General features: G+C 39.9%; 23 protein-coding genes and 7 tRNA genes. 27 read left to right on the top strand and 3 right to left on the bottom strand.

The genetic code is table 11. The annotated features are described in order from the left end of the window. The first annotated feature begins 79 nt into the window (after positions 1-79). From aspS to HUU81_RS10465, 19 genes are all read left to right on the top strand, one after another. The gene (aspS, locus tag HUU81_RS10555) at positions 80-1,858 is read left to right on the top strand and encodes an aspartate--tRNA ligase (protein WP_199608914.1); all 1,779 of its coding nucleotides are present in this window, start codon (positions 80-82) and stop codon (positions 1,856-1,858) included. Positions 1,859-1,983: 125 nt separating this feature from the next. Next, complete coding sequence (gene ruvC / locus HUU81_RS10550) at positions 1,984-2,577, top strand: crossover junction endodeoxyribonuclease RuvC (RefSeq protein ID WP_199608913.1); 594 nt, start codon at positions 1,984-1,986, stop codon at positions 2,575-2,577. A 66-nt stretch (positions 2,578-2,643) separates the two neighbouring features. Further along, entirely contained in the window at positions 2,644-3,267 is a 624-nt protein-coding gene (gene ruvA, locus HUU81_RS10545) for a Holliday junction branch migration protein RuvA (RefSeq protein WP_199608912.1), read from the top strand. Positions 3,268-3,279: 12 nt separating this feature from the next. Continuing rightward, complete coding sequence (gene ruvB, locus HUU81_RS10540) at positions 3,280-4,284, top strand: Holliday junction branch migration DNA helicase RuvB (protein WP_199608911.1); 1,005 nt, start codon at positions 3,280-3,282, stop codon at positions 4,282-4,284. 642 nt (positions 4,285-4,926) lie between these two features. After that, positions 4,927-5,328 (top strand): tol-pal system-associated acyl-CoA thioesterase, encoded by a 402-nt coding sequence (gene ybgC, locus HUU81_RS10535; RefSeq protein ID WP_199608910.1) that lies wholly within the window; start codon positions 4,927-4,929, stop codon positions 5,326-5,328. Then, positions 5,318-6,007, top strand: coding sequence for a protein TolQ (tolQ, locus tag HUU81_RS10530; RefSeq protein ID WP_199608909.1), 690 nt, complete (start codon positions 5,318-5,320; stop codon positions 6,005-6,007). Before ybgC ends, tolQ begins: the two co-directional genes overlap by 11 nt. Before the next feature lie 2 nt (positions 6,008-6,009). Beyond that, entirely contained in the window at positions 6,010-6,432 is a 423-nt protein-coding gene (gene tolR / locus HUU81_RS10525; RefSeq protein WP_199608908.1) for a protein TolR, read from the top strand. Positions 6,433-6,437: 5 nt separating this feature from the next. Next, positions 6,438-7,346 carry a cell envelope integrity protein TolA gene (gene tolA, locus HUU81_RS10520; RefSeq protein ID WP_233520480.1) on the top strand — a complete coding sequence of 303 codons (909 nt, stop codon included), beginning with the start codon at positions 6,438-6,440 and terminating at the stop codon, positions 7,344-7,346. Between the two features lie 18 nt (positions 7,347-7,364). Beyond that, positions 7,365-8,702, top strand: a complete 1,338-nt coding sequence (tolB, locus tag HUU81_RS10515; RefSeq protein ID WP_199608906.1) for a Tol-Pal system beta propeller repeat protein TolB — start codon at positions 7,365-7,367, stop codon at positions 8,700-8,702. Positions 8,703-8,749: 47 nt separating this feature from the next. Further along, on the top strand, positions 8,750-9,301 hold the full coding sequence (gene pal / locus HUU81_RS10510; RefSeq protein ID WP_199608905.1) for a peptidoglycan-associated lipoprotein Pal: 552 nt from the start codon (positions 8,750-8,752) through the stop codon (positions 9,299-9,301). A 71-nt stretch (positions 9,302-9,372) separates the two neighbouring features. Further along, complete coding sequence (gene ybgF / locus HUU81_RS10505; RefSeq protein ID WP_325071729.1) at positions 9,373-10,068, top strand: tol-pal system protein YbgF; 696 nt, start codon at positions 9,373-9,375, stop codon at positions 10,066-10,068. A 125-nt stretch (positions 10,069-10,193) separates the two neighbouring features. Next, positions 10,194-10,269: transfer RNA gene (locus tag HUU81_RS10500), tRNA-Lys, on the top strand. A gap of 17 nt (positions 10,270-10,286) precedes the next feature. Then, positions 10,287-10,362, top strand: a tRNA-Lys gene (locus tag HUU81_RS10495). A gap of 42 nt (positions 10,363-10,404) precedes the next feature. After that, positions 10,405-10,480: transfer RNA gene (locus HUU81_RS10490), tRNA-Lys, on the top strand. Between the two features lie 40 nt (positions 10,481-10,520). Then, positions 10,521-10,596: transfer RNA gene (locus HUU81_RS10485), tRNA-Lys, on the top strand. Positions 10,597-10,615: 19 nt separating this feature from the next. Continuing rightward, positions 10,616-10,691: transfer RNA gene (locus HUU81_RS10480), tRNA-Lys, on the top strand. A 19-nt stretch (positions 10,692-10,710) separates the two neighbouring features. Next, positions 10,711-10,786, top strand: a tRNA-Lys gene (locus HUU81_RS10475). 169 nt (positions 10,787-10,955) lie between these two features. Next, positions 10,956-12,011 (top strand): quinolinate synthase NadA, encoded by a 1,056-nt coding sequence (nadA, locus tag HUU81_RS10470; protein ID WP_199608903.1) that lies wholly within the window; start codon positions 10,956-10,958, stop codon positions 12,009-12,011. Between the two features lie 189 nt (positions 12,012-12,200). Continuing rightward, positions 12,201-12,290 (top strand) — tRNA-Ser (locus HUU81_RS10465). A 203-nt stretch (positions 12,291-12,493) separates the two neighbouring features. Here HUU81_RS10465 and HUU81_RS10460 read toward each other — a convergent pair. Further along, positions 12,494-13,588: an AI-2E family transporter gene (locus HUU81_RS10460; RefSeq protein WP_199608902.1), complete on the bottom strand. Its 1,095-nt coding sequence runs from the start codon at positions 13,586-13,588 to the stop codon at positions 12,494-12,496. Positions 13,589-13,814: 226 nt separating this feature from the next. Between HUU81_RS10460 and smc the strand changes: the two genes are divergently transcribed. The 8 genes from smc (at position 13,815) to HUU81_RS10420 (ending at position 22,881) form a co-directional block, all read left to right on the top strand. After that, positions 13,815-17,306, top strand: a complete 3,492-nt coding sequence (smc, locus tag HUU81_RS10455; RefSeq protein ID WP_199608901.1) for a chromosome segregation protein SMC — start codon at positions 13,815-13,817, stop codon at positions 17,304-17,306. 186 nt (positions 17,307-17,492) lie between these two features. Then, a complete protein-coding gene (gene zipA / locus HUU81_RS10450) occupies positions 17,493-18,590 on the top strand; it encodes a cell division protein ZipA (RefSeq protein WP_199608900.1) in 1,098 nt (365 codons plus the stop codon). A 93-nt stretch (positions 18,591-18,683) separates the two neighbouring features. Beyond that, entirely contained in the window at positions 18,684-20,729 is a 2,046-nt protein-coding gene (gene ligA / locus HUU81_RS10445) for an NAD-dependent DNA ligase LigA (protein WP_199608899.1), read from the top strand. Between the two features lie 8 nt (positions 20,730-20,737). Further along, positions 20,738-21,082, top strand: a complete 345-nt coding sequence (locus tag HUU81_RS10440) for a DUF3392 domain-containing protein (RefSeq protein ID WP_233520479.1) — start codon at positions 20,738-20,740, stop codon at positions 21,080-21,082. A 31-nt stretch (positions 21,083-21,113) separates the two neighbouring features. Further along, complete coding sequence (locus HUU81_RS10435) at positions 21,114-21,590, top strand: DUF2919 domain-containing protein (protein WP_199608898.1); 477 nt, start codon at positions 21,114-21,116, stop codon at positions 21,588-21,590. Positions 21,591-21,700: 110 nt separating this feature from the next. Then, positions 21,701-22,012 (top strand): cupin domain-containing protein, encoded by a 312-nt coding sequence (locus HUU81_RS10430; RefSeq protein WP_199608897.1) that lies wholly within the window; start codon positions 21,701-21,703, stop codon positions 22,010-22,012. A 139-nt stretch (positions 22,013-22,151) separates the two neighbouring features. Then, the gene (locus tag HUU81_RS10425) at positions 22,152-22,544 is read left to right on the top strand and encodes a hypothetical protein (RefSeq protein ID WP_199608896.1); all 393 of its coding nucleotides are present in this window, start codon (positions 22,152-22,154) and stop codon (positions 22,542-22,544) included. Positions 22,545-22,626: 82 nt separating this feature from the next. Continuing rightward, positions 22,627-22,881, top strand: coding sequence for a hypothetical protein (locus HUU81_RS10420; protein WP_199608895.1), 255 nt, complete (start codon positions 22,627-22,629; stop codon positions 22,879-22,881). Between the two features lie 43 nt (positions 22,882-22,924). Here HUU81_RS10420 and xthA read toward each other — a convergent pair whose 3' ends face one another. Together xthA and HUU81_RS10410 are read right to left on the bottom strand one after the other, a co-directional pair. After that, complete coding sequence (xthA, locus tag HUU81_RS10415; RefSeq protein WP_199608894.1) at positions 22,925-23,731, bottom strand: exodeoxyribonuclease III; 807 nt, start codon at positions 23,729-23,731, stop codon at positions 22,925-22,927. Between the two features lie 292 nt (positions 23,732-24,023). Beyond that, complete coding sequence (locus HUU81_RS10410; protein WP_199608893.1) at positions 24,024-25,127, bottom strand: phosphoribosylaminoimidazolesuccinocarboxamide synthase; 1,104 nt, start codon at positions 25,125-25,127, stop codon at positions 24,024-24,026. Positions 25,128-25,290: the final 163 nt, after the last annotated feature.

Below are 25,290 nucleotides of genomic sequence, written 5' to 3'. Positions count from 1 at the left end.
TAATTAGCCGTCATTTCGTAAGAGTAAGAGTCAGTATCAAGAAAGGCTCTAGCACAGATTATTTATACAGGAAAAGTAAATGCGAACCTTATATTGTGGGCACGTAAACGAAGCGCTAATAGGCGAAGAAATTGAATTATGCGGTTGGGTAAATCGTCGTCGTGATTTAGGCGGTGTTATTTTTATTGATTTGCGCGATAGAGAAGGCATTCTTCAAGTTGTTTTCGATCCTGATTTAGAAGAAGTTTTTAATACTGCCAACAGTTTGCGTAATGAATTTTGTGTACAAATTAAAGGCTTAGTGCGTGCTAGACCGGAAGGCCAAGTGAATAAAGACATGACTACAGGTGGTGTTGAAATTCTTGGTAAATCGTTAAATGTATTGAACCGTTCTGAGCCGTTACCGCTAGATTTTAATCAGAAAAATACGGAAGAGCATAGACTTAAATATCGCTACTTAGATTTACGTCGTCCTGAAATGGCTGAGCGCATTAAGTTTAGAGCAAAAGTAACCAGCGCGGTAAGAAGCTATCTTGAACAGCATGACTTTTTAGATATTGAAACTCCTATTCTTACTAAAGCCACGCCAGAAGGTGCACGCGACTATTTAGTTCCAAGCCGTACTCACAAAGGTGAGTTTTTTGCCTTACCACAGTCGCCTCAATTGTTTAAGCAGTTGCTAATGATGTCTGGTATGGATAAGTACTATCAGATAGTAAAATGTTTTAGAGATGAAGATTTGCGTGCTGATCGTCAGCCTGAATTTACTCAAATAGATATCGAAACGACCTTTATGTCTGCTGATCAAGTTATGGAAGTAACTGAAGGTATGATCAGTAAGCTATTTAAAGACTTATTAGATGTAGAGTTTCCTACGTTCCCTAAAATGACTTATGCAGAAGCAATGAAGCGTTACGGTTCAGACAAACCTGATTTACGTAACCCTCTAGAGTTAGTTGATGTAGCAGACCTTGTTAAAGATGTAGACTTTAAAGTGTTCTCAGGCCCTGCAAACGATCCTAAAGGTCGTGTTGCAGTTATTAAAGTACCTCAAGGTGCTGATAAGTTCTCGAGAAAGAATATTGATGAGTACGGTAAGTTTGTAGAAATTTACGGTGCGAAAGGGCTTGCATGGGTTAAAGTAAATGATGCAAGCGCAGGCTTAGCAGGCATGCAATCTCCAATTGCTAAATTCTTAAACGAAGAAACGGCTACTGCTTTAATTGAAAGAACAGGCGCTGAAACAGGCGATATTTTATTCTTTGGTGCAGATAAAGCGATGGTTGTTGCGGAAGCACTAGGCGCGCTACGCTTAAAAATTGGTGAAGACTTAGATTTAGTTGAAGATGGATGGCGTCCGCTTTGGGTTGTAGACTTCCCAATGTTTGAAGAGTTTGGTAACGGTTTAACACCGCTTCATCACCCGTTCACAGCACCAACAGGAATAAATGCAGAGCAATTAGAAGCTGCACCAGAATTGGCACTTTCTGATGCTTACGACATGGTTTTAAACGGTGTTGAATTAGGTGGCGGTTCGGTTCGTATACACGATCAACAAATGCAAGCTGCAGTGTTCCGCATTTTGGGCATTTCTGATGAAGAAGCAGAAGAAAAGTTTGGCTTCCTATTAGAAGCATTAAAGTTTGGTACGCCACCGCACGCTGGTTTAGCGTTTGGCTTAGATCGCTTAGTAATGCTAATGTGTGGCGCTACATCGATTCGTGATGTTATGGCGTTCCCTAAAACAACCACTGCTGCTTGTCCATTAACAAATGCGCCAAGTCCAGCAAATCCAACAGCTTTGGATGACTTAGCGATTAATGTGATTGCTCAAAAGAAGTCTGAAGAAGACGCGTAAAGCGAACCTACCTTAGGGGTATTGTGACTTGTTAGTCGCAATACCCCTTAAGTTATAACTTCTAAAGCAGTGGCACTACTGAACCCCGGGCTTAGTATTTATGCCTTATTCAATTAGTGCCATACATGCCTTGCCATACACCGCCAAGTTTGTTGAAATTTATAACTACCCAATCACACGTTTCAATTGAGGAAATTCTTATTGTCATTTTAGGTATTGATCCCGGCTCTCGCATTACAGGCTATGGCGTAATAAAGCAGGTGGGACATCGTTTTGAATATTTAGGCAGTGGCTGTATTCGTTTAACGGATGGTGAGCTGGCTGATCGATTAAACATCATCTTCAATGGCGTCAGTGAAATTATTTCTCAGTTTAAACCTCAAACATTTGCCATTGAGCAAGTATTTCTTGCCCACAATCCCGACTCTGCGTTAAAACTGGGGCAAGCCAGAGGGGCTGCGATAGTGGCCGCAACACAGCGCAACCTTCCTGTTTCAGAATATTCTGCACGACAAATAAAACAGTCTGTTGTTGGTACAGGCGCGGCAGATAAATCACAGGTTCAACACATGGTACAAGCTATTTTAAAATTACCTGCTAAACCGCAAGCTGACGCGGCTGATGCGTTAGCAGTTGCAATGTGCCATGGTAATACACAACAAAGTTTGCTTACAATGGCGGGCAAAGCAAAGAAAACGGTACGTGGGCGGTTGCGTTAAAAATTGCAACAGAGATTACCGTTTTTTCAGACTTATTCAAAAATAAAAATTAAGAGTACAGTGTAAATGATCGGAAGAATTCGAGGAATAGTGATAGAAAAGCAGGCGCCTGAAGTATTAATAGAGGCTGCAGGTGTTGGGTATGAAATACAAATGCCAATGACTAACTTCTATCAACTTCCAGACGTTGATCAAGAAGCTGTTATTTACACACACTTTGTGGTTAGAGAAGACGCTCAGCTTTTGTACGGGTTTATTAATAAAACGGAACGACATTTGTTTCGTTTACTCATAAAAGCCAACGGGGTAGGGCCAAAGTTAGGATTGGCAATTCTTTCCGGAATGTCGGCTGAACAATTCGTACAATGTGTTCAACATGACGACTCAACAGCGCTTGTGAAATTGCCAGGTATAGGCAAAAAAACAGCGGAACGACTCATTATTGAAATGCGCGACCGTATTAAAGATTGGGGCGTTGATATATCTGCAGATACCAGTAATAAGATATCTGGCACAATGCAAATAGAATCAACGTTCGTTATTAAAGACGATCCTTCAGACGATGCAATGAGTGCACTGGTATCACTTGGTTACACACAAAGCCAAGCGCAAAAGGCTGTTAAAGCTGTTTACAAAGAAAGCATGAATAGTGAAGAAACAATCAAGCTTGCGTTAAAAAGCATGCTTTAAGGTAAATAATTTATGATAGATGCTGACCGATTATTACAACCTTCTGCTGACTTTGAAGATGAGTCAATTGATCGCGCCATACGCCCTAAATCGTTAGCCGACTATAAAGGTCAAGATCATGTAAAAGAGCAAATGGCGATTTTTATTGAAGCGGCGCGCAAACGGAGTGAACCGCTTGATCATTTGCTTATATTTGGTCCACCAGGACTGGGGAAAACCACATTAGCAAATATTGTTGCGAATGAAATGGGTGTCAATATTAAAACGACGTCAGGCCCAGTATTGGAAAAAGCAGGCGACTTGGCCGCGTTACTCACAAACTTAGAACCCAATGATGTACTGTTTATAGATGAAATTCACCGCTTAAGCCCTGTTGTTGAAGAAGTGCTATACCCAGCTATGGAAGACTATCAACTAGATATTATGATTGGTGAAGGGCCAGCAGCGCGTTCTATTAAATTAGATTTGCCGCCATTTACGCTTATTGGTGCAACAACCAGAGCAGGTGCGTTAACGTCACCGCTACGCGACCGATTTGGTATCGTTCAACGCTTAGAGTTTTATAACAACCTAGATTTAGCGGATATTGTAGAGCGCTCTGCGCATTATTTAAATTTGGCATTGAATAAAGAAGGCGCATTTGAGATTGCTAAACGTTCTCGCGGCACACCTAGGATAGCGAATCGCTTGCTTCGTAGAGTAAGGGATTATGCAGAAGTTAAAGCGAATGGCAACGTTGATAAAGAAATAGCAGACAAAGCATTGGCTATGGTTGATGTAGATGAAGAGGGTTTCGACTACATGGACAAAAAGCTTTTGTTGGCCATTATTGAAAAATTTACAGGTGGTCCCGTAGGGTTAGAAAACCTTGCGGCTGCAATAGGGGAAGAAAAAGATACTATTGAAGATGTCATTGAACCGTTTTTAATTCAGCAAGGGTTTATTCAAAGAACGCCGCGCGGGAGAGTTGCCACGCAACGCGCATTTCAACACTTAGGCTTTAGCCACGACGAATAACATATTTCTGTATTAATAACAGTCAAACACTCATGCTTAGTAGGTGTGGGGGTTTTGTGCCTAAACGAGTTGCAATAAATTTTAGATAAAAAAAAACCCGTCAAATTGACGGGTTCAACAACAAGTTGAAGGAAGGAAGTTAAATCCAGGGAACTAAAGAAACTGTGGGATTAAGACAATTTCTTGGGTATTCTGCTATATCAGTTAAATCATCACTAAATAACTAAGTTTGCGCTAGCTCTGAATACGGACGCTATAATAGTGATAAACATGGTTACCTTCAAACAAGAAAAATTAGATATTCACATTAGTTTTAATAATGGTAAATATGTATTCCGTTCCTATAAGTGAGTTTTAATTGAAGATTAAATATAAATAACTCTTTATTTTTCATTTGTTTGCTATTTTTTATAAAATGCAAACACATTAGTTTAATCATTAGATCGGATTGTTAATGTGGTGCTTTATGCATGTTTATCTGCATATTTAGTTACAAGTTTTATTTTTCAATACCAAAAAATATTTATTAGACTCTATTTTATTCTTTAATTGTAAGTTAAATATGACTGAGGCATTGAAATATAAGGTTTGCGAACCTATCATTATAGAAAATAACAAGAACACTATTAAATTGGGTGGTTAATGCGCTTTAGTATCCCTATTCGTATTTATTATGAAGATACAGATGCAGGTGGCATTGTTTATTACGCTAATTATTTAAAGTTTTATGAACGTGCCAGAACAGAGTGGTTAAGGGATTTAGGCATTGAACAGGATGGCTTATTGGCGCAGAATATAGGCTTTGTTGTTAAACATGTTGAAGTAGATAACAAACTGCCTGCTAAGTTTAATGATGAAATCATCGTTTCTTGTGAAACAGAAAGTGTTAAGTCAGTATCTATAGTGTTTAAGCAACAAATTCATAATCAAGATGGACTTCTTATTAATAGTGCAAAGTTTAAAGTTGCTTGCGTCGATTTATATAAAATGAAACCCCTTGCTATTCCAAAGCAGATATTAGAGGTGTTAAAAAGTGTCAGCTGAATTATCGTTTTTAGATTTATTTATGCAAGCAAGTCTGCTTGTAAAACTTGTTATGTTAAGCTTATTGGGTGTTTCCGTTGCATCATGGGCAATGATTTTTCAGCGTAGTAAAGCGCTAAAAGAAGCTGAAGAAAACGCCAGAAAATTTGAAGATAAATTTTGGTCAGGCATCGATATTGCGAAGCTTTATAATGAAGTTTCGGCACGCACTAATTCTAATGATGGATTAGAGCACTTATTCAAATCTGGCTTTAAAGAGTTTGCGAGAAGCCGCAAAACCCAACTTAGTTTGGCCACACTTGATGGCACCCACCGTGCAATGCGAGTTGCCTTATCGAGAGAGATAGAAAAACTTGAAACACATTTACCTTTTTTGGCAACTGTAGGTTCTATTAGTCCGTATGTTGGGTTATTTGGTACGGTTTGGGGTATTATGAACTCCTTTATTGCTTTAGGCTCGGTACAACAGGCCACGCTTGCGATGGTCGCGCCAGGCATTGCAGAAGCGCTTATTGCAACTGCTATGGGGTTATTTGCAGCTATTCCAGCTGTTATTGCATATAACCGCTTCTCTCATAAAGTTGAAATTATAGAAGCTAGCTATGGCAACTTTATGGAAGAGTTCTCAAATATATTACACCGCCAAGTTACGCTTAAATCTGGTAACGAAGGCGTATAGTCATGTATCAACGTAAAAGGCGTAGGCCAGTATCAGAGATCAATGTCGTACCGTATATTGATGTAATGCTGGTATTACTGATAATTTTTATGGTGACCGCTCCACTCATAACTCAAGGAGTAAAAGTTGATCTGCCACAGGCAACCGCCGAACCACTTTCAGAAGATTCTAAACCGCCACTAATAGCATCTGTGAATGCGCAGGGTGAATACTTCTTATCAGTTGGGGATAATAAAGATCAAGTGTTACAACCAAGTGAGTTGGCGGTTTTGGTGAGAGCCAACCTTGAAGTTGAACCTGAAACTCCTGTTATTGTAAAAGGTGATAGAGCGGTACCATACGACAAAGTAGTTCAACTTATGGTGTTGCTGCAAAACGCTGGTGTTCCGTCAGTTGGTTTAATGACAGACTCTACAGAAGAATAATGTTAGTGAAAAATACGACTTACACTTTACCCTCAATTAAATCAATTGCTTTACATATTGCAATTGGTGTTCTACTTCTTGTAAGTGTTGACTTTTCAACACATGAAAAACCCAAACAAGCTAAGCAAGCGCCTGTAATAGAGGCGGTGACGATTGATCAAGCCGCACTTGAGTCTCAAATTAAAAAAGTTAAAGCACAAAAAGACGCTGCGCGAAGAAAAGAAGAACAACGGGTTAAGGATTTAGAAGAACGCGCTAAACGCGCACAACAACAGCGACAGCAACAAGAAAAGTCAATTTCTGATCTTGAAAAAGTAAAACAGAAAAAACAAGCTGAACGTAAACGCGCAGAAGAAGCAGCTGAAAAAGCGAAAAAGAAACAGCAACAAGAAAAAGCAAAAGCCGATAAGCTTGAAAAGCAAAGAAAGCAGAAAGAGTTAGAAAAACAGCGTGCCGAAAAAGAAGCTAAAGCAGCGGCTGAGAAGTTGCGTTTAGAAAAAGAAAGGGCACGTAAAGCGAAAGTTGAACGAGAGCGTAAAGAACGTGAAGCAAAAGAGCGCGCAGCGCAAGAAAAGTTAATGGCGGAGCAGCTAGCTAAAGAGCAGGCGGAACGACGTGCTGCAAGACGTAGCCAAGTAATGTCAGAGTTAGCTAAGTATCGAGCGTTAATCACGCAGCGTATACAGCAAAATCTAATCATTGATGAGTCAATGAAAGGAAAGCAGTGTCGTTTAAATATCAAACTTGCGTTTAATGGATTGGTTACACAAGTAAAAATATTAAGTGGTGATCGTATCACTTGTGATGCAGCACAACGCGCAATTTATAAAGCAGAAACTTTGCCTGTATCTAAAGATGCTGATATATATAACGAGCTAAAAGATATTAACTTAACGTTTGAACCTGAATTTTAATAATTGGTATAGGTACTTATGAAACAACTTTTTTTATTCTGTGCATTAATACTGTCTAATGTGGCAAATGCCACGTTAGAAATAGTAATTACAGAAGGCATTGATACGGCAAGACCCATCGCAATTGTGCCATTTAAATATGAAGGGAAAGGAAATGCGCCGCAGCGTATAACTGACGTAATAGCGGCTGATTTAAGAAGAAGTGGCAAGTTTAACCCTGTCTCTGAAATCAGTATGCCGCAATTCCCAGCTACAGACAGTGAAGTTGACTACTCTATGTGGGCATCTGAAGGTGTAGAGGCAATCGTAGTTGGTACTATTAAAGAATATTCATTAGATCGCTATTTAGTATCTTACGAAGTTATTGATGTGATCAGAGGCCAAATTACCGGTGGTCAGGCGCAAATGTTAAGTGGTGGTGAACTTATTCAAAGTGAAGACCATGTACTTGATAGTCGTCAAACGGTGATCTCTAGCCAGCAATTTAGACAATATGGTCATCGCATTAGTGATGTTGTATATGAAAAGCTGACGGGTGAGCGTGGCGCATTCTTAACGCGTATAGCGTACGTTATTGTACGAGATAACGATTCCTATCCTTATCAACTGGTTGTTGCAGACTATGACGGTGAAAACGAACAAGTTTTATTGCGTTCTAAAGAGCCGTTAATGTCACCTTCATGGTCGCCTGACGGCACTAAACTGGCTTATGTCACGTTCGAAAAGCGACAAGCACAAGTTATTATGCAAGACATTTATTCAGGCTCTCGTGAAGTTATTACGTCATATCCGGGAATAAATGGGGCGCCTAACTGGTCTCCTGATGGGAAGAAAATGGCGCTTGTTTTATCGAAAGACGGGAATCCAGAAATTTACGTTAAAGATCTGATTAATGGCAAATTAAGACGAATTACACGTCATCGCTCTATTGATACAGAGCCAAGTTGGTCTCCAGACGGCAAAAGATTGGTTTTTAGTTCCGAGCGGGGTGGTAAACCTCAGTTATATAGCGTAAATTTAAGTAATGGTAAAATAAAACGTTTAACTTTTGACGGAGATATGAACCTAGGTGGTGCAATTACACCTGATGGAAATCAGCTCGTTATGGTTAATCGTACGCGTGGTAATTACCACATTGCTAAAAAAGAATTTAATTCTAATGTGTTTCAAGTACTGACGAAAACACGCTTAGATGAATCACCAAGCATCGCGCCTAATGGTTCAATGATTATTTACAGTACATTACATCATGGCAAACAGGTTTTAGCATTGGTATCGATGGATGGTCGTTTTAAGGCAAGGTTGCCAGCTGCTAACGGGCAAGTTAAGTCGCCTGCATGGTCGCCATTTTTATAATAAATTCATTCATAATTTTGAGTTAAGAAAAATAAGGAAACCGAAGAATGCACCTAAACAAGATCTTTAAAGGGCTATTGGTCGCACTTCCCGTTCTTGCAATTACTGCATGTGGTTCTACAAGCTCTACGTCTGCTGGCGAAGGAGCAAGTACGAGTACTTCATCACAGCAAACTTCAACTGTTGAAAATGAGCAAAATACAACAGAAGTTGCTGTAATAGAACGTACAGCAACACCTGAAGAAGAAATGCGTAAAAAGTTTGAACAACTTCGCAGAGAGCACATTGTTTACTTTGACTTTGATAAAGCAACGGTAAGTGGCGAATTTGCTGAGTTACTTCAAGCACACGCTGACTTCTTGGTAAAGAACGACAGTGTTAAGGTGTTAATCGAAGGTCATGCAGACGAGCGTGGTACGCCAGAATACAACATTGCTTTAGGTGAGCGTCGTGCTAAAGCGGTTTCTCAGTACTTACAAAACTTAGGCGTAATGAATAGCCAAATCTCGATTGTTAGTTATGGCGAAGAGAAGCCTTTAGATAAGAGCCGTAGCGAAGCTGCATTTGCAAAAAATCGCCGTGCTGTATTAGTTTACTAATAGAATAAATATTACATATGAATAAAGTAGTATTAATTGTTGCCACTTTAATATGCGGGAGCTCCACTGTTGTGGCTGCTCCCGCTCCTGTTTCTGATGCAACGGGATCTAGCCTTGAAAAAAGACTAGAAACCATTGAGCGTATATTAACTGCTAGAAATAAAGCACAAATCCAACTTCAACAGCAAATTGACTTGATTCAAGATGAGGTTAATGAAGTTCGTGGTGTTACAGAGTTACATACGCACAAATTAGAGCAGCTATTAGAAAGGCAACGTGAACTTTATCAAGAAATTGATAAACGCGTATCTGCGGCTTATAGCCAACCGACCGTTAACTATCCTTCGCAACAAACACCTACTGTTGATAGTTCAGGCTACTCGGGGTCGATGAGCGAAAATGAAGCTTACGACCGAGCAGTGAATTTAGTTCTTAAAGATCGTAACTACGATCAAGCTATTCCTGAGTTTAAACAGTTCTTAAAAGCTTTCCCAAGTTCGGCTTATAGTCCAAATGCACATTATTGGTTAGGACAGCTTTTATTTAACAAGAATGAGTTAGCGGAAGCGAAAACACAGTTCGAACGTGTTGTTAGCGGCTACCCAGATTCTAATAAACGAAGTGATGCATTACTTAAGTTGGGTGCAGTAGCACAAAAGCTAGGAAAAAAAGCTGAAGCCAAAGCATATTTTGAAAGAGTTATCGCAGAATATCCTGAATCTACAGTTGCGGGTTTGGCTCAATCTCGCTTGAAAACATTACGATAAGTACGATTAATATACGACTTTAAGTGCTTTAGGTCGTTTATTGAACATGTAACGCTTAAATTAGTAATTAATCGCAACTTTAGGTTGCACTAAATTCTTAAATAAGTATTATATGCGCCCGCGGTGGGTCATTAGCTCAGCTGGTAGAGCAGTGGACTTTTAATCCATTGGTCGAAGGTTCAAATCCTTCATGACCCACCACCGCTATTTTTTATATTGGGTCATTAGCTCAGCTGGTAGAGCAGTGGACTTTTAATCCATTGGTCGAAGGTTCAAATCCTTCATGACCCACCACTTATTTTTAGGTGGGCAATATAAAAAGTAGAAACAACATTTGGGTCATTAGCTCAGCTGGTAGAGCAGTGGACTTTTAATCCATTGGTCGAAGGTTCAAATCCTTCATGACCCACCAATTTTTTGGTCAAATGTTGTAACGTAAATCTGTATTAAGTGGGTCATTAGCTCAGCTGGTAGAGCAGTGGACTTTTAATCCATTGGTCGAAGGTTCAAATCCTTCATGACCCACCACTTAATACAACCCTATTGGGGGTCATTAGCTCAGCTGGTAGAGCAGTGGACTTTTAATCCATTGGTCGAAGGTTCAAATCCTTCATGACCCACCATTTTATACAATCCCTTTGCGGGTCATTAGCTCAGCTGGTAGAGCAGTGGACTTTTAATCCATTGGTCGAAGGTTCAAATCCTTCATGACCCACCATTGTATTTGATAATCTCCCTCCCTTATATAACTTAGCTTTCAGCTAATTATGCGCTATAGCAAATTGCTATAAACCAATCTTCATATTTTATGGTCAAAGCATACAACTGGCGTATTAAATGGCGTATAATCCGCACCCTATTTTTTAAATTGAATGATAGTGAGATAAATGAGTCAGCTTCAAACAGTTTCAACAGACTTCGTTTTTCCTAAAAAACCAATGCCTTTGTCTGTAGAAGAAAAGGTAGCGTATAAGTCACGTATTAAAAAGTTATTGATTGAGCGTGATGCGGTATTAGTTGCCCATTATTATACGGATCCAGAAATTCAAGCACTTGCTGAAGAAACAGGTGGTTGTGTTGCCGACTCATTAGAAATGGCACGTTTTGGCAATAACCATAAGGCGAAAACATTAATTGTTGCTGGTGTAAAATTTATGGGGGAAACCGCAAAAATTTTAACACCCGAAAAAACAGTGCTTATGCCAGATTTAGAAGCTACATGCTCATTGGATTTAGGCTGCCCTGCGGACGAGTTCTCAGATTTTTGTGATCAACACCCTGATCATACCGTTGTTGTATACGCTAACACGTCAGCTGCGGTAAAAGCACGAGCTGACTGGGTTGTCACGTCGAGTGTGGCACTAGAAATTGTTGAACACTTAGACTCTGAAGATAAGAAAATTATCTGGGGACCAGATCGCCACCTAGGTGCTTATATTTCAAAACAAACGGGTGCTGAAATGCTAATGTGGCAAGGCGCTTGTATTGTGCATGATGAGTTTAAAGCAAAAGCACTCGTAGAATTAAAGCAACAACATCCTGATGCAGCTGTGTTAGTACACCCAGAGTCACCTGCTTCAGTGGTAGATCTTGCAGATGCGGTTGGCTCAACCAGTCAGCTGATCAAAGCCAGTGAAACAATGCCTAACAGTAAGTTTATTGTTGCAACTGATAAAGGCATTTTTTATAAGATGCAGCAAAAGCAACCAAATAAGACGTTTATTGAAGCCCCAACAGGCGGTAATGGTGCAACGTGTAGAAGTTGTGCGCATTGTCCTTGGATGGCTATGAACGGCTTACAAGCAATTGAAAAGTCATTACTTGATGCTGAAGGTCATGAAATTTTTGTAGATGCGGATTTAAGAGAAAAAGCACTCATTCCGTTACACAGAATGCTTAACTTTGCAGCAGAGAACAAGGTAACCGTAAAAGGTAACGCATAATATTACTACCTGTTCTTTTTAGCGCTTTTATATGAAAGTGAGTGAAAAGGCATGTTAAGGAGTAAATATTAAGCAACTAAGCTGGGTTACGCATAAAAAACTTGAAACCCAATAATTAATTACCTACTATACCTGCCGCTGTTAATGTTAATAGCGGCTCAGTTAGCGACACAGCTAATTGAATAATGCGGAGAGATGGCTGAGTGGCTGAAGGCGCACGCCTGGAAAGTGTGTTTAGGTTAATCCCTAACGAGGGTTCGAATCCCTCTCTCTCCGCCATTTTTATACTTATTTCACATCTTTATACTCATTCAGTAGCTCGCTCAGTAGCTCAATTCAAAAAACAGTAATTCAATTCAAATATAGTCGCCCATTAATCTCATTATCAATTCAAGCTTATTAATTTTCAAAGCATGCTCAGACGCAGAAAATTGGAGCTAAAGCATAAATCCTTAGCTCCAACATAGTGTACTACCTGTGTTTTAAGATATCGCTTCTTGTTTAGCGTCTTTAGTAGTGTCAACTTCTTGCGCTTCTGCTGAGTTACTTTCATGTTTTTCTTCAGAATCTAACAGCGTTGCTAGCCAATTTCCTTCATCACTGGCTTCAAGTGCAATTTTTACTATCATCGTTAGCGGCACACTTAACAGCATACCTACAGTGCCAAGTAACCAGCCCCAAAAGATTAATGATAAAAAGACGACAAGTGTAGAGAGGCCAACACCACGTCCCATATATCGAGGCTCAATCACGTTACCCATTAACGTATTAATTAAGATATAACCCAAACCAATAAAGCCTGCTTGTGCAGGACCCAATACAACCAGTGCAGTTAATACAGCTGGCACTGCCGCAAAGATAGAGCCAATATTAGGTATGTAGTTCATTAGGAAGGCGACCACCCCCCATAATAAAAAGTAATCCACGCCGAATGCCCACAGCATAATAGTGACAATGACGCCAGTAATTAGGCTGATGACGGTTTTAATTGCTAAGTAACGGTTGACTGAATGTAGGAAACGATCGATGTGTTGAAGCTTCATGGTTGGGTCGTCTAACGCAACATGAATTTTTTTAGGAATTGAGCTTGCTTCAAACAGCATAAAAATAACGGTTAGGATAATTAAAAAAAGATTAGCCATAACTCCGCCCAAACCGCTTAGCATTTTAGCGACCATAGACATGGCAATGCTTGGATCAAATAGCGACAATAACTGCTCTTTATTAATAAAAATATTAAACTCTGCCAGTTTGTTAACTATCCATGTTAATTCTTCACTTAACTTGGTTTTATAAGTCGGCATTTGCAGAGAAAAGTCATTAAATGATTGCCCAACCAAGCCTGCAATGGATAAACCGATAGTGAGTGCTAACAAGATTACAGTAAAAACGGCTAAGGATTTTGGAAGTTTAAGCCGCATTAGCCAAGACACTAATGGATTACAAATAATGGCAATAAAGACAGATAATAAAAACGGAACGATGATAGCGCTGGCTGCTTTAATCCCAGCAAGTATAATAATGAGGCAGGCACAAATAAGTAATGCCCTTAATACAGGTGATTGTTCTCTAAACATTTTCATTCCATTTTTGTTACTGCGAAGTTAGGCATTATAAATACTATAAGAACACTTTGTATAGCCATTACTTTTGGCGCTGAATTCATAGCCAGATGACAACGAATATGCGGCCACTATTCATAATGATATGGCATCAATGTTGATATCTGTTACAGTACAACATTATGGCAGTAAAGCTTTTAAGAGTGATTTAAGCTGGTAATTGGTAGGATAAATGGGGTAAATGCGTCTAAAGCAGATAAAACTTGCTGGTTTTAAGTCTTTTGTTGATCCAACAGCTATTCCTTTTCCAGATCAAATGACTGCAATTGTCGGTCCAAATGGCTGTGGAAAGTCCAATATCATTGATGCAGTACGTTGGGTATTGGGTGAAAGCTCGGCAAAAAATTTACGTGGCGATGCTATGACAGATGTTATTTTTAATGGGTCTACGCAGCGTAAGCCAGTATCACAAGCCAGTGTAGAATTGTTGTTTACTAACACCTTAGGAAAACTGGAAGGTAGTTTAGCAAATCGTAATGAAATTGCGATTAAACGACAGGTCACCAGTGAGTCAAAATCCACCTACTTTTTAAATGGCACTAAATGTAGACGGCGAGACATTACCGATATCTTCTTAGGCACAGGATTAGGGCCGCGCAGCTACGCGATAATCGAGCAAGGAATGATTTCTCGCTTGATAGAGTCTAAGCCACAAGATTTACGTGTATTTATTGAAGAAGCTGCGGGTATTTCTAAATATAAAGAACGACGCAGAGAAACCGAAAATAGAATACGACATACTCGTGATAACCTCGAACGCCTTGAAGATGTTAGAGAAGAGCTCTCTACTCAGCTAGATAAGCTTAAACGCCAAGCTGCTTCAGCAAAGCGCTACAAAGAATTAAAAGCGACAGAGCGTAAATATAAGTCTGAACTACTCGCACTAAAGTGGCAGCGTTACAACCAACAAGTGATGTTGCTTGAGCAACAATTAAAAGAAAGTGATGCAAGTATAGAGAAATGTATTGCCGACCAACGCGCTAGTGAAAAAACAGTCTTATCAATTAAAGCGCAGATTGAAGAAGTTAAAACCAAGCATGGTGAAGTGCAGCAATACTATTATCAAGTTGGTGCAGACTTAACACGTATTGAACAAAGTATTGAACATACAAAACATAAGAAGCGTTCACTTAATCAAGAAGCAATTCAGCTTAAAGAGTCGTTAGTGCAACTAACCGACTTCCAGCTTACTGAGCAAGCGCGCCATGAGGAGCTTGAAGCCCTGCTCAGTACTGCTGAGCCAGAGTTGGCCTTACATGAAGCCAGATTAGCGCAACTTCGTGAACAGTTGGAACAAACTCAAGCGCATTACGATCACAATCAACATCAATGGGAGCATGTGCTTCATAATACCTCGAAGCTCAAGCAGCAATTAACTCAGCATAACTCTGCTATCCAAACTAAACGAAATCAAATTAACCAAGTAAAAGAGCGTTTAGCAGAGCTACTTGCAGAGCAAGCCAGTTTGGATGTTGAGGCTGACTCATTAGTCATCGCGCAAAAGCTAGAAGCGCAAGAAAAAGTACATGATGATATTGAAGCATATACTCGTCTGAAAGCAGAGTTAGCGCAGCAATATACGGAATTACAAGAACAGCAGCAATTATGCGATAAAGAGCAACGCCAGCAGGAAAAGGGATTGTTAGATATTCAAGCTGAATTAAAGTTGCTTGAAGCATTTCAGCAGCAGTTTATTGAAAACTCGAATAATGAGTTATCTAATTGGTTAAACAAACAAAACCTTTCTACATCTTATTTGCTTGAGCAGATAACAGTTAAAGATGGGTGGCAAACCGCCGTTGAAGTTGCGCTAATGGGGGGCGCAACACAACAACAAGTCATTTTCGTAGATTCAAGTGAGCTGTTACTTAACGAAATGCCTGACGACTCTTATTTATTGGTGTGGCAGAACAACGCACAAGCTAATCTAAATAATAAAAGCTTAGCCTCAGTTATTGTTGACGGTTGCTACCCTAATTTCTTTAATTACATACAAATTGTTGATCAATCGGCAAGTGAGCGAGCGACTTTGCTCTCACCGGAATTTTCTAGTTGGATCACACCAGAAGGGATAATGGGAGGTGATAACTGGGTTAAGTCGGTAACCAAAGATAACCAATTAGGCTTTTTTAAACGCCAGGAAACAATAAACCAATTAAAAGAGTCGATTAAAACAAAGCAAACGTCACTAGAAAAAATTGATCAACAACTTAGCACGTTCAGCCAGCAAAATTGCATTTTGGCAGATAAGTTAGAAGATAGTACTAACAAGTTGCAGCAGGCACAGACGAGTTATGCGGGTTTAACGACAGAAGTAAACATGCTAAAGCAGCACTCGTTAAAATTAACAAATACCCATGAAAAATTAGGCCGCACAATACAAGAAAAGAATGCTGAATTAGATACACTCGCGCATAGCCTTCCAGAGCTAGAAGAGCAGAACGATGGCTTAAAGCAACAGCTATTAACAGCAGAGCAAGGGCATGAAGATATTGTGTTGAATAAAGAAAAATATTCGCAGCAACTTCAGTTGATAAATGCTCAACTACACACAGAACAAGCTGCTGTTACTCAATTAAAACTTTCAATGCAAGACTATCGCTCGCAGCTAAGTGCAAACGAGTTAGCAATTAATCGAACTAAAACGCAATTAGCGAGTCTTAACGAAAGATATACACTGATTAATGAACAACTTAACGAAAGTGAGCCGCCAATTGATGCCCTATTGGCAGAGCAGCAAGAAACGCTTTCAAAGCATTTACAAGCGGAAGAAGACGTAAAGTCTTATGCGATTAAAAGTGAGTCATTAGCACATGAAGTGTCGCATTTAGAAAAAGCGCAACATAATACATTAACGCAAGTTCAAGCTATGCGAGATAAGCAAGAAGAAACAAAGTTAAAGCGTGAAGGCGAATTAGTGCGGGCGAGTAACATACTTGAGCAAATAGATGAAATGCAACTACGTGTGAAAGACATTACTGATGCAATGGACGCCTCTGCCAATGAAGAGATATGGCAACAAAAGCTAGACAAAACCTTTGCGTCAATTAGTCGTTTAGGTGCAATAAATTTAGCGGCAATAGAAGAGTACGACGTACAAGCTGAAAGAAAAGCATATTTAGACGCACAAAATGACGACTTAACCTCTGCGTTGGAAATATTAGAAAGCGCAATAAGAAAGATAGATAAAGAGTCTCGCAGTAAATTTAAAGCTACGTTCGACGAAATTAATGACGGATTACAAGCGCTATTCCCAAAAGTATTTGGTGGCGGGGCAGCTTATTTAGCATTAACGGATAATGACTTGTTAGAGACTGGGGTGACAATTATGGCTAGGCCACCCGGCAAGAAAAACTCTACCATTCATTTACTATCGGGCGGTGAAAAAGCATTAACAGCGTTGTCTTTAGTTTTTTCAATTTTTAAATTAAATCCTGCGCCATTTTGTATGCTGGATGAAGTTGATGCACCGTTAGATGATGCGAATGTTGGGCGCTTTTGTAAATTGGTTAAAGAAATGTCAGATACAGTGCAATTTATATACATTAGCCATAATAAAGTGGCGATGGAAATGGCATCACACTTAACTGGTGTTACAATGCACGAGCCTGGCGTGTCTCGAATGGTAGCGGTAGATGTTGATGAAGCCGTAAAAATGGCAGATGCATCTTGAATTTCATAATTTGGTCGTTAATATTGAGCGGTTTACATGCTCTATGTTATACAGCGTGTATGAGCTGAAAAGATAACCGTTTTAGAATACTTAAAAGGCAAAAGGTCTTTTAATGAAGGTCTTCAGACCCCACATATAACAAGAATAAGTAAGTGCAAGAAGGCACTTAGAAAAAAGGTATTAAACATGAATATGGCTGAAGAATTAAGACTAGTACTTATTATTATTGGTGCTTTAGCAATTGGCGGACTCTTAGTTCATGGACTATGGACGGTAAGAAAGAACAATAAAGCCTCAAAATTAGATAATTCAACAATAAATGCTTATGAATCGGGTGACGAAAAGCAGAGCAATGATGCAAACGCTGAAGGGTTTGACCAATACGGTGTAGGCAAAGTTAAAGTGGTGAGTAAGGCGACTAGAGCGCCTGAAATGCCGGCAAGCGAAACACCAACAATCCATACAGGTGAGCACTCTCGTCAAGAGCCTAACTTTAATCACCAAGCCGTTGAGCCTAACATAGCTAATTCAGCAAGTTTTGAATTAAATGTAGAGCCGCGCGAGCAGTTTATTGAACCAAGCTTAAGTGTTGAGCAAGTTGATGCGCCGGTTTCTGAAAACGAGCCTTATTACTCTTCGCAGCACATGCATCAAGACACGTCACAAGATGCTTCTCATAATACAGCTCATACTATAATAACTAACAATAATGCCGATGCGTTTGAAGATAGCAAGGTAGAGACAGCCCCTGCGTTCACTGAGCAAGCTATTACTGAGCCAGTTAGCACGCAAGAGCAGTCTTTCTCGCATGATGAGAGTAGCCCAAACAGCAATGAAGAAGTTGAAGAAGAGCTCCAAGCGGAAGAAGTGTTAATCATTCATGTGGTAACACAAGACAAGATGATGCCAGGTGCTTCATTATTGCCCACGTTACTGACATTAGGTTTTAAATACTCAGATATGGGCTTATTCCATCGCCATCAAGATAATAGCGGTAACGGTCCAGTACTATTTAGCCTAGCAAATATGTACAACCCAGGTACATTTGACATAGATACGATGGAACAAGTAAGCACCCAAGGTGTAAGTTTGTTTATGACATTGCCTTGTGCGGGCGATGCCCTGCAAAATTTTAATATGATGCATAACGCGGCTAAAAAGTTAGCTGAAGATTATAACGCACAAATGTTAGATAACAGTAGAAGTGTACTTACCGTGCAAACTGTTAGACATTATGTGGAAAAGATTAGAGAGTTTGAACGCAAAAAACTCATTGCAGGTTAACCTCTTAAGCCAAGAGTCTCTCTAAACACTGATAAAATATTTAATTTGATAAACCTCTTTCGCATAAAGAGGTTTATTTTTGGAACTGGAATTATGCAAAACGACCCTCAAGCCCAAGCAGCCGCAACAATTACGTCACTCAAAAAACAGTTAAACGAGCATAACTATAATTATTATGTGTTAGATCAGCCAACGATTCCAGACGCTGAATATGATCGCTTATTCCATCAGTTGAAAGCCCTTGAGGCAGAGTATCCTTCACTTAAAACGGATGACTCACCCACACAAAAAGTTGGTGGGGCGGCGTTACGCAAATTTAGCCAAGTCACGCATGAAGTGCCTATGCTTTCACTAGATAACGCCTTTTCAGACGAAGAATTAAATGCGTTTAATAAACGTATTAAAGATAGATTAAAGCAATCTGAAACGTTGGACTTTTGTTGCGAGCCAAAACTTGATGGGTTGGCAGTTTCGCTATTATATAAAAACGGGCAATTAGTGCGTGGCGCAACAAGAGGTGATGGTGCCACTGGTGAAAACATCACTGAAAACGTTAAAACAATTAAGAATGTACCATTGAGTTTACGTGGTGAAGACTTCCCTGAAACGATAGAAATACGTGGTGAAGTTTTTATGCCATTGGATGGTTTTCATCGTTTTAACCAGTTGGCAGCAGAAAATAATGAAAAACAGTTTGTTAACCCAAGAAATGCCGCAGCAGGTAGCTTACGCCAGTTAGACTCTAAAATAACAGCCAGTAGGCCGTTAATGATGTACGCCTATTCTGTAGGGCTGGTCGAGAACGAAAAAAAACCACTGCCGGATACGCATTTCCAACGACTAATGCAATTAAAAGAATGGGGCATGCCAGTTTGCCCTGAAATTAAAGCCGTATCGGGCGTTGCAGAAATTATTGAGTACTACCAATCAATCATGCAGCGCCGCTCAACGTTAGGTTATGAAATTGACGGTGTGGTCAATAAGGTCAACCGCATTGATTTACAAAGTAAACTTGGCTTTGTAGCAAGAGCCCCGCGTTGGGCAATCGCCTATAAGTTTCCCGCACAAGAAGAGTTAACAACACTACAAGATGTAGAATTTCAAGTGGGTAGAACAGGCGCCATCACGCCTGTTGCCCGCTTACAGCCGGTATTTGTGGGCGGAGTCACAGTGAGTAATGCAACCTTACATAACCAAGACGAAATAAACCGTTTGGCGATAAAAATAGGTGATACTGTAATTATACGTCGAGCGGGTGATGTTATTCCGCAAATAGTGTCGGTAGTAGAAAGTAAGCGTGATGGGAGCGAAAAAGAGATCGCTTTTCCTGAAACTTGCCCAGTGTGCGATTCACAAGTTGAGCGAGTAGAAGGTGAGGCTGTTCTACGTTGTACAGGCGGCTTAATTTGCGCAGCGCAGCGTAAACAAGCCATTAAGCATTTTGCATCGCGCAAAGCATTTGATGTAGATGGGCTTGGCGACAAACTTGTGGAACAGTTGGTAGACGCGAACCTTATTCAAACACCCGCAGACTTATTTAAATTAACTGAAGAGCAGTTAACCAGCTTAGAGCGCATGGGGCAAAAGTCGGCAATTAATGTGCTTAATGCACTTGAAGCAGCTAAACAAACCACATTACCTCGTTTCCTATACGCTTTAGGAATTCGTGAGGTGGGTGAAGCTACAGCACAAAACTTAGCGCACCACTTTTTTACGCTAGACGCAATTAAAGCTGCATCAGTTGAGTCATTACAAGCGGTGCCAGATGTAGGCGAAATTGTTGCTAAGCATTTATTTTACTTCTTTAAAGAGCAGCACAACCTAGCGGTTATTGACGCGTTAATCGAGCAGGGCGTTAATTGGCCCGAAATCGAAAAAAAGGCAGCGTCTGAGCAACCCTTAACAGAGTTAACCTACGTCATCACTGGCACGTTATCAGCGTTATCGCGAAGCGATGCTAAAAACTACTTACAGTCATTAGGGGCAAAGGTTGCTGGCAGTGTGTCAGCCAAAACTAACTATTTGGTGGCAGGTGAAAAAGCAGGCTCTAAGTTAACTAAGGCACAAGATCTTGGTGTTGATGTATTAACAGAAGAAGAATTAATTACATTGCTTAATAATCACGGCATAACAGTGTAAACATACCAATGAATGAAGTATTAAATAGCTTATCAGCATTAATGGTTGAAATAGCCAAGTGGTTATCACCCTACATACAAGAAATAGCGTTAACAGCAGTAGCCAGCTTATTGGTTATATACGGTGATACCATCAACGGCATTATTAAAAAGCACATTCGTAATTTACATTTTGTTATGCGTACCCTGATATTTGTATTGGTATGTGCTTTTGGTTATGGCATGTTGACCGTGTTTTTAGCACCATTATTGGCTAGCCAACTAGTCCTTATACCAAAGCACATGTTGCCAGTGGTGATCTTACTGGTATTTATTTTTATAGGTATACTAGCTGAACGAAAGAAACACCTTTAACAGCGAACTAATAACCAAAAGAGCACGGCTAATGAAGTTGTACACACCAGATGATTTTGACAGCCAAGGCGCGTTAAAAGTACCAGTCGGCGTTTATTTACTACTTATTTTATTACTCAGAGCGTATGTGGTGTGGTTAGTGTCACTGACCCAGTTTAATACGCAACAAAAAGTGATTGATTGGGTTTATCCCAATCAAGAAAGCTTTTTTTTATCGCTTATCAGTGGTTTTTTTGCCTTGATTGTTTTTGTGGTGATGGTCTTAAGACGAAAAAGCAGTCCAGCGTTTTTAGGGGCAATTTGGCGTCGTGGCAAGGTGTTACTTATCACCTCTTTAACACTCGACTTGGTCGTACTAGGATATAAAGCATGGCAATCAAATTTATCTTATCAAATTGATATTGCTATATTCTTAGTAGCAAACTTATGGTGCTGGTTATACCTACTTCGTAGCAGGCAGGTAAGAGACAGTTTCAAAGACTGGCCGCAAGATGACAGTTCAAGTTAAGACAATTAACAGCTGGCGGAGTGCGTTTTTCATTATTTTAACCCGCTATTACTTGTCGTTTAACGGGATGTTATAAGCTGCTCAGGCGGTGCAGTTAATTTGGATTTATTATGGAAATCATTAGAAGTAAAGAGTTTACAGCAACACGTGCATGGGGTGCTAAAAACATCGCCAATATGAATGGAATTACAACTCGCTTGCATTGGACTGATAAGCCATACCAGTGGCACATTAACGATGGCGAAGAGGTTTTTGCTGTACTAGATGGCGTTGTTAAAATGTTTTATAAAGAAAACGGGGTCGAGCAATCTACAACTTTAAATACAGGTGATATTTTTTATGCTTCAGTTGGAACTGAACATGTCGCTCATCCAGTAGGTGCAGCAAGAATCTTAGTCGTGGAAGCAGAGGGTAGCGTATAGCACATATGAACGACTTACTCGTCAATAGGAAGGAATTACTTTAACTGATTTCTTAATGGCTCTGCCATCATTGCACAACGTCATTAACAACAGGTCTGCTGCAGTTATCGGCTATATATCACATGAAAAGGAAATTTATTTGTTAAAACTCAAATTTATAATTAGCTTGTGTGCTCTTTTATTTTCACTTCTCACCCACGCCAATTCAGATAACACAGAAATCAAAAAAGAGGTGCTAGCTTCATTTCAAAGCCTTGTTCAAGCATCTAAGGACTTGGATGCAACGCATTACTTTGAACACTTCAATACTCACAAATTTGTTGGCTTAAACAGTGATGGAACAAACTGGAACTCTATCGAAGACTTATCGCCAATAATCAATAATGGCTTCTCATCTATAAAGGAAGTCACGCTTCTCAAATTTACTAATGTGAAAATATCTGTCATAGATCAAAATACAGCCATATTAGGGCGTGTTGACCTTTCTAGGTCGAATTTTGTTCAATCTAAACGTTTTTTGATCGCGGCGTGACAAGTGTCGCTTGGTTATTCCAGGTAAGCGCGTCACAACAAAGAGCAAGAAACGTTTAGATGAACCCAAAGGCAGCGCTTGTTTGCCATTTATACTGCGTTATCGCAGTTGCGTGTGGAATAACCACACTTTACCTGCTCTGTCTTGTATAAATGACAAACAAACTGCTGCAAAAATGACCTCGAAAGGTCAACACGCCCTAGTCAATGAATATATTCAATCCATGAAGTTGCACGATGGAAGGATTGTTAATAGCGCGGGTGGTGGTGCCCAAGTTTGGTCAAAACAGAATGGGTCTTGGAAGATTGTTAGTGTTTCTGCCAGCAACAAGCCTTGAATCAGCATTTTAGGGGGACAACTAAACGCCCCCCTGATAGCTTTTACCCAAATGTTGCCCAAATTGGGGCGTGATCAGATGGTTTTTCAATACCGCGTAATTCGTAATCAATACCTACATCGTTACATTGTGCGGCAAGTGATGGGGTTGCCAAAATAACGTCTATACGTAAGCCTCGGTTGTCATCAAAGCCTTTTGAGCGGTAATCGAACCACGAAAATTTGTCGTTCACATTTGGGTGAGTTTCTCTAAACGTATCTTTAAAGCCCCAATCCATTAATGTGGCAAGCCATTGTCTCTCTTCAGGCTGAAAGCTACACTTTCCTGTTTTTAGCCAGCGCTTACGGTTTACTTCACCTATACCAATGTCTAAATCGATAGGGGATATATTAATGTCGCCCATAACAATTAGACTTTCATCGTTGGTGTGGTTGTCATTCAAGTGCTGCATTAAATCAGCATAAAACTGTCGTTTATATGGGAATTTGGTTTCATGGCTGATATTTTCCCCTTGCGGGAAGTAGCCATTTAATATTCTTACTGGTTTGCCATTATCATCTTCATAAGTCACCATAATCATACGGCGCTGCGACTCTTCCGTGTCGGTTGCAAAACCTCGCTGCACTGCTAATGGCTCTTTTTTACACAGCATGGCTACACCGTAATGTGCTTTTTGGCCATGGAAATAAACGTGATAACCCATGGCTTCCACGTCTTCTAAAGGGAACATCTCATCGTGCACTTTAATTTCTTGTAAGCCGATGACGTCGGGTTGATGTTTATCAATAACGGCTTTTAACTGGTGTAGTCGAGCACGTAGCCCGTTAATATTGAAGGAAATGACTTTCATGAATATTATTTCTAGTAATTTTGATATATATGGTTTGAGATTGTACTGCTAAATTAAGCTGATAGAGAAGCTATAATTTTACTTTTTGGTGCCAGCCGTTCGGATGATGCGGATGAATTAAATGAATGCTTTATGTTTTTCTTTTTGCGGATTGGGTTTCTTTTAACACTGAAGAAGAGTTGAATCATACTAGAGAGATAAATCACCATTGTGCAAATTATTAATGATTAACTAGTGTTAGCTTGATTGCTCGTAAAAACGATGACTATCGTTTTTACGAGCGGATTAATTGTTAATCTACTAAACCGTATTGGTCCGCTAAAATTTCGATAATCTCAGCTTTTGGATTTTCAGACAGTTGAATTTTTTCACCTGTAATTTTTTCTGCGATGTCCATATATGTTTTTGACACTTCCATCAGCACTTCTTGAGGTAACTCGTTATCTCTAGCCAGTGCTAAACGCTCATCCATGCGATTTTTGTTCAACAAAATATCTGGATCTGGGAAGTGGTTAAGTAGCATTTGGCGGAAACCTTCCTTAGAGTTTTCAACTACTTTGCCATCGCGGTAGGCTGGGCCATCCCAAATACGTGATGAATCTGGCGTGCCCACTTCATCCATGTAAATAAGTTTGTCGTTACCTTGCGCGTCTTTTACATAGCCAAATTCAAACTTAGTATCTACGAAAATTTGATCGATGCTGGCGAGTGCGTTACTAATCACATCGAAGCCTTCCTGAAGTAACTTTTCATAAAGGTTGATGTCTGATTTTTGTTTGAAGTTAAACGCTTCGTAGTTATCTTCAATATTTTGGCGCGTGATGTTTACATCATCCGCTTCTGGTACACCTGGAATACCTGTTAAAATGCCTTTTGTAGATGGAGTAATTAATAACTCTGGCAACTTGCTATCTTTTTCAAGTCCTTCAGGTAATTGTATACCACAAAAGTCACGCTCTCCTTTGGTGTACGCTCGCCACATTGAACCTGTAATGTATTGTCGGCATATTGCCTCAATCATTACGGGTTTTGCTTTTTGTACAATCCAAACAAAAGGGTGGGGAATATCAAGGATATGGCTGTCGGCTAAGCCTTGTTCACGGAATAGTTTAAACCAATGATTTGAAATGGCGTTTAACGAAGCGCCTTTGCCAGGTACGCCATTTAAACCGCCTTCGCCTTGCCAAATACAATCAAAAGCCGAAATACGGTCACTGATCACCATAATTGCCAGTGGTGAATCTTCCGACACGTCATAATTTTTTTCTTTTATTAAACGACGGCTATCGGCATCGGTTAACCAATATACAGAGCGAACTTTGCCGCTATGTACAGGTAGGTCGGTACGAATAGGAAGATTATCATTAACGGCTAACACTTTATCACTAAGACTCATTGCTATATTTCCTGTAGGGTAGTCATTATAGAGATTTGTTTGATAAGCGCGCGCAATTTTAACAGACAGATTTAGGCTAAACAATGCAAATCACTCCTAAGTACCAGTAAGTTGGTTGGACAAAACTTATGCACTTTTTTTGGCCTAGCTATTGAAAAATGTT

Origin of the sequence: Flocculibacter collagenilyticus (assembly GCF_016469335.1) — a bacterium.
GTDB classification, from domain to species: Bacteria; Pseudomonadota; Gammaproteobacteria; order Enterobacterales; family Alteromonadaceae; genus Flocculibacter; species Flocculibacter collagenilyticus.
This window is presented reverse-complemented; position numbering and strand designations above follow the sequence as displayed.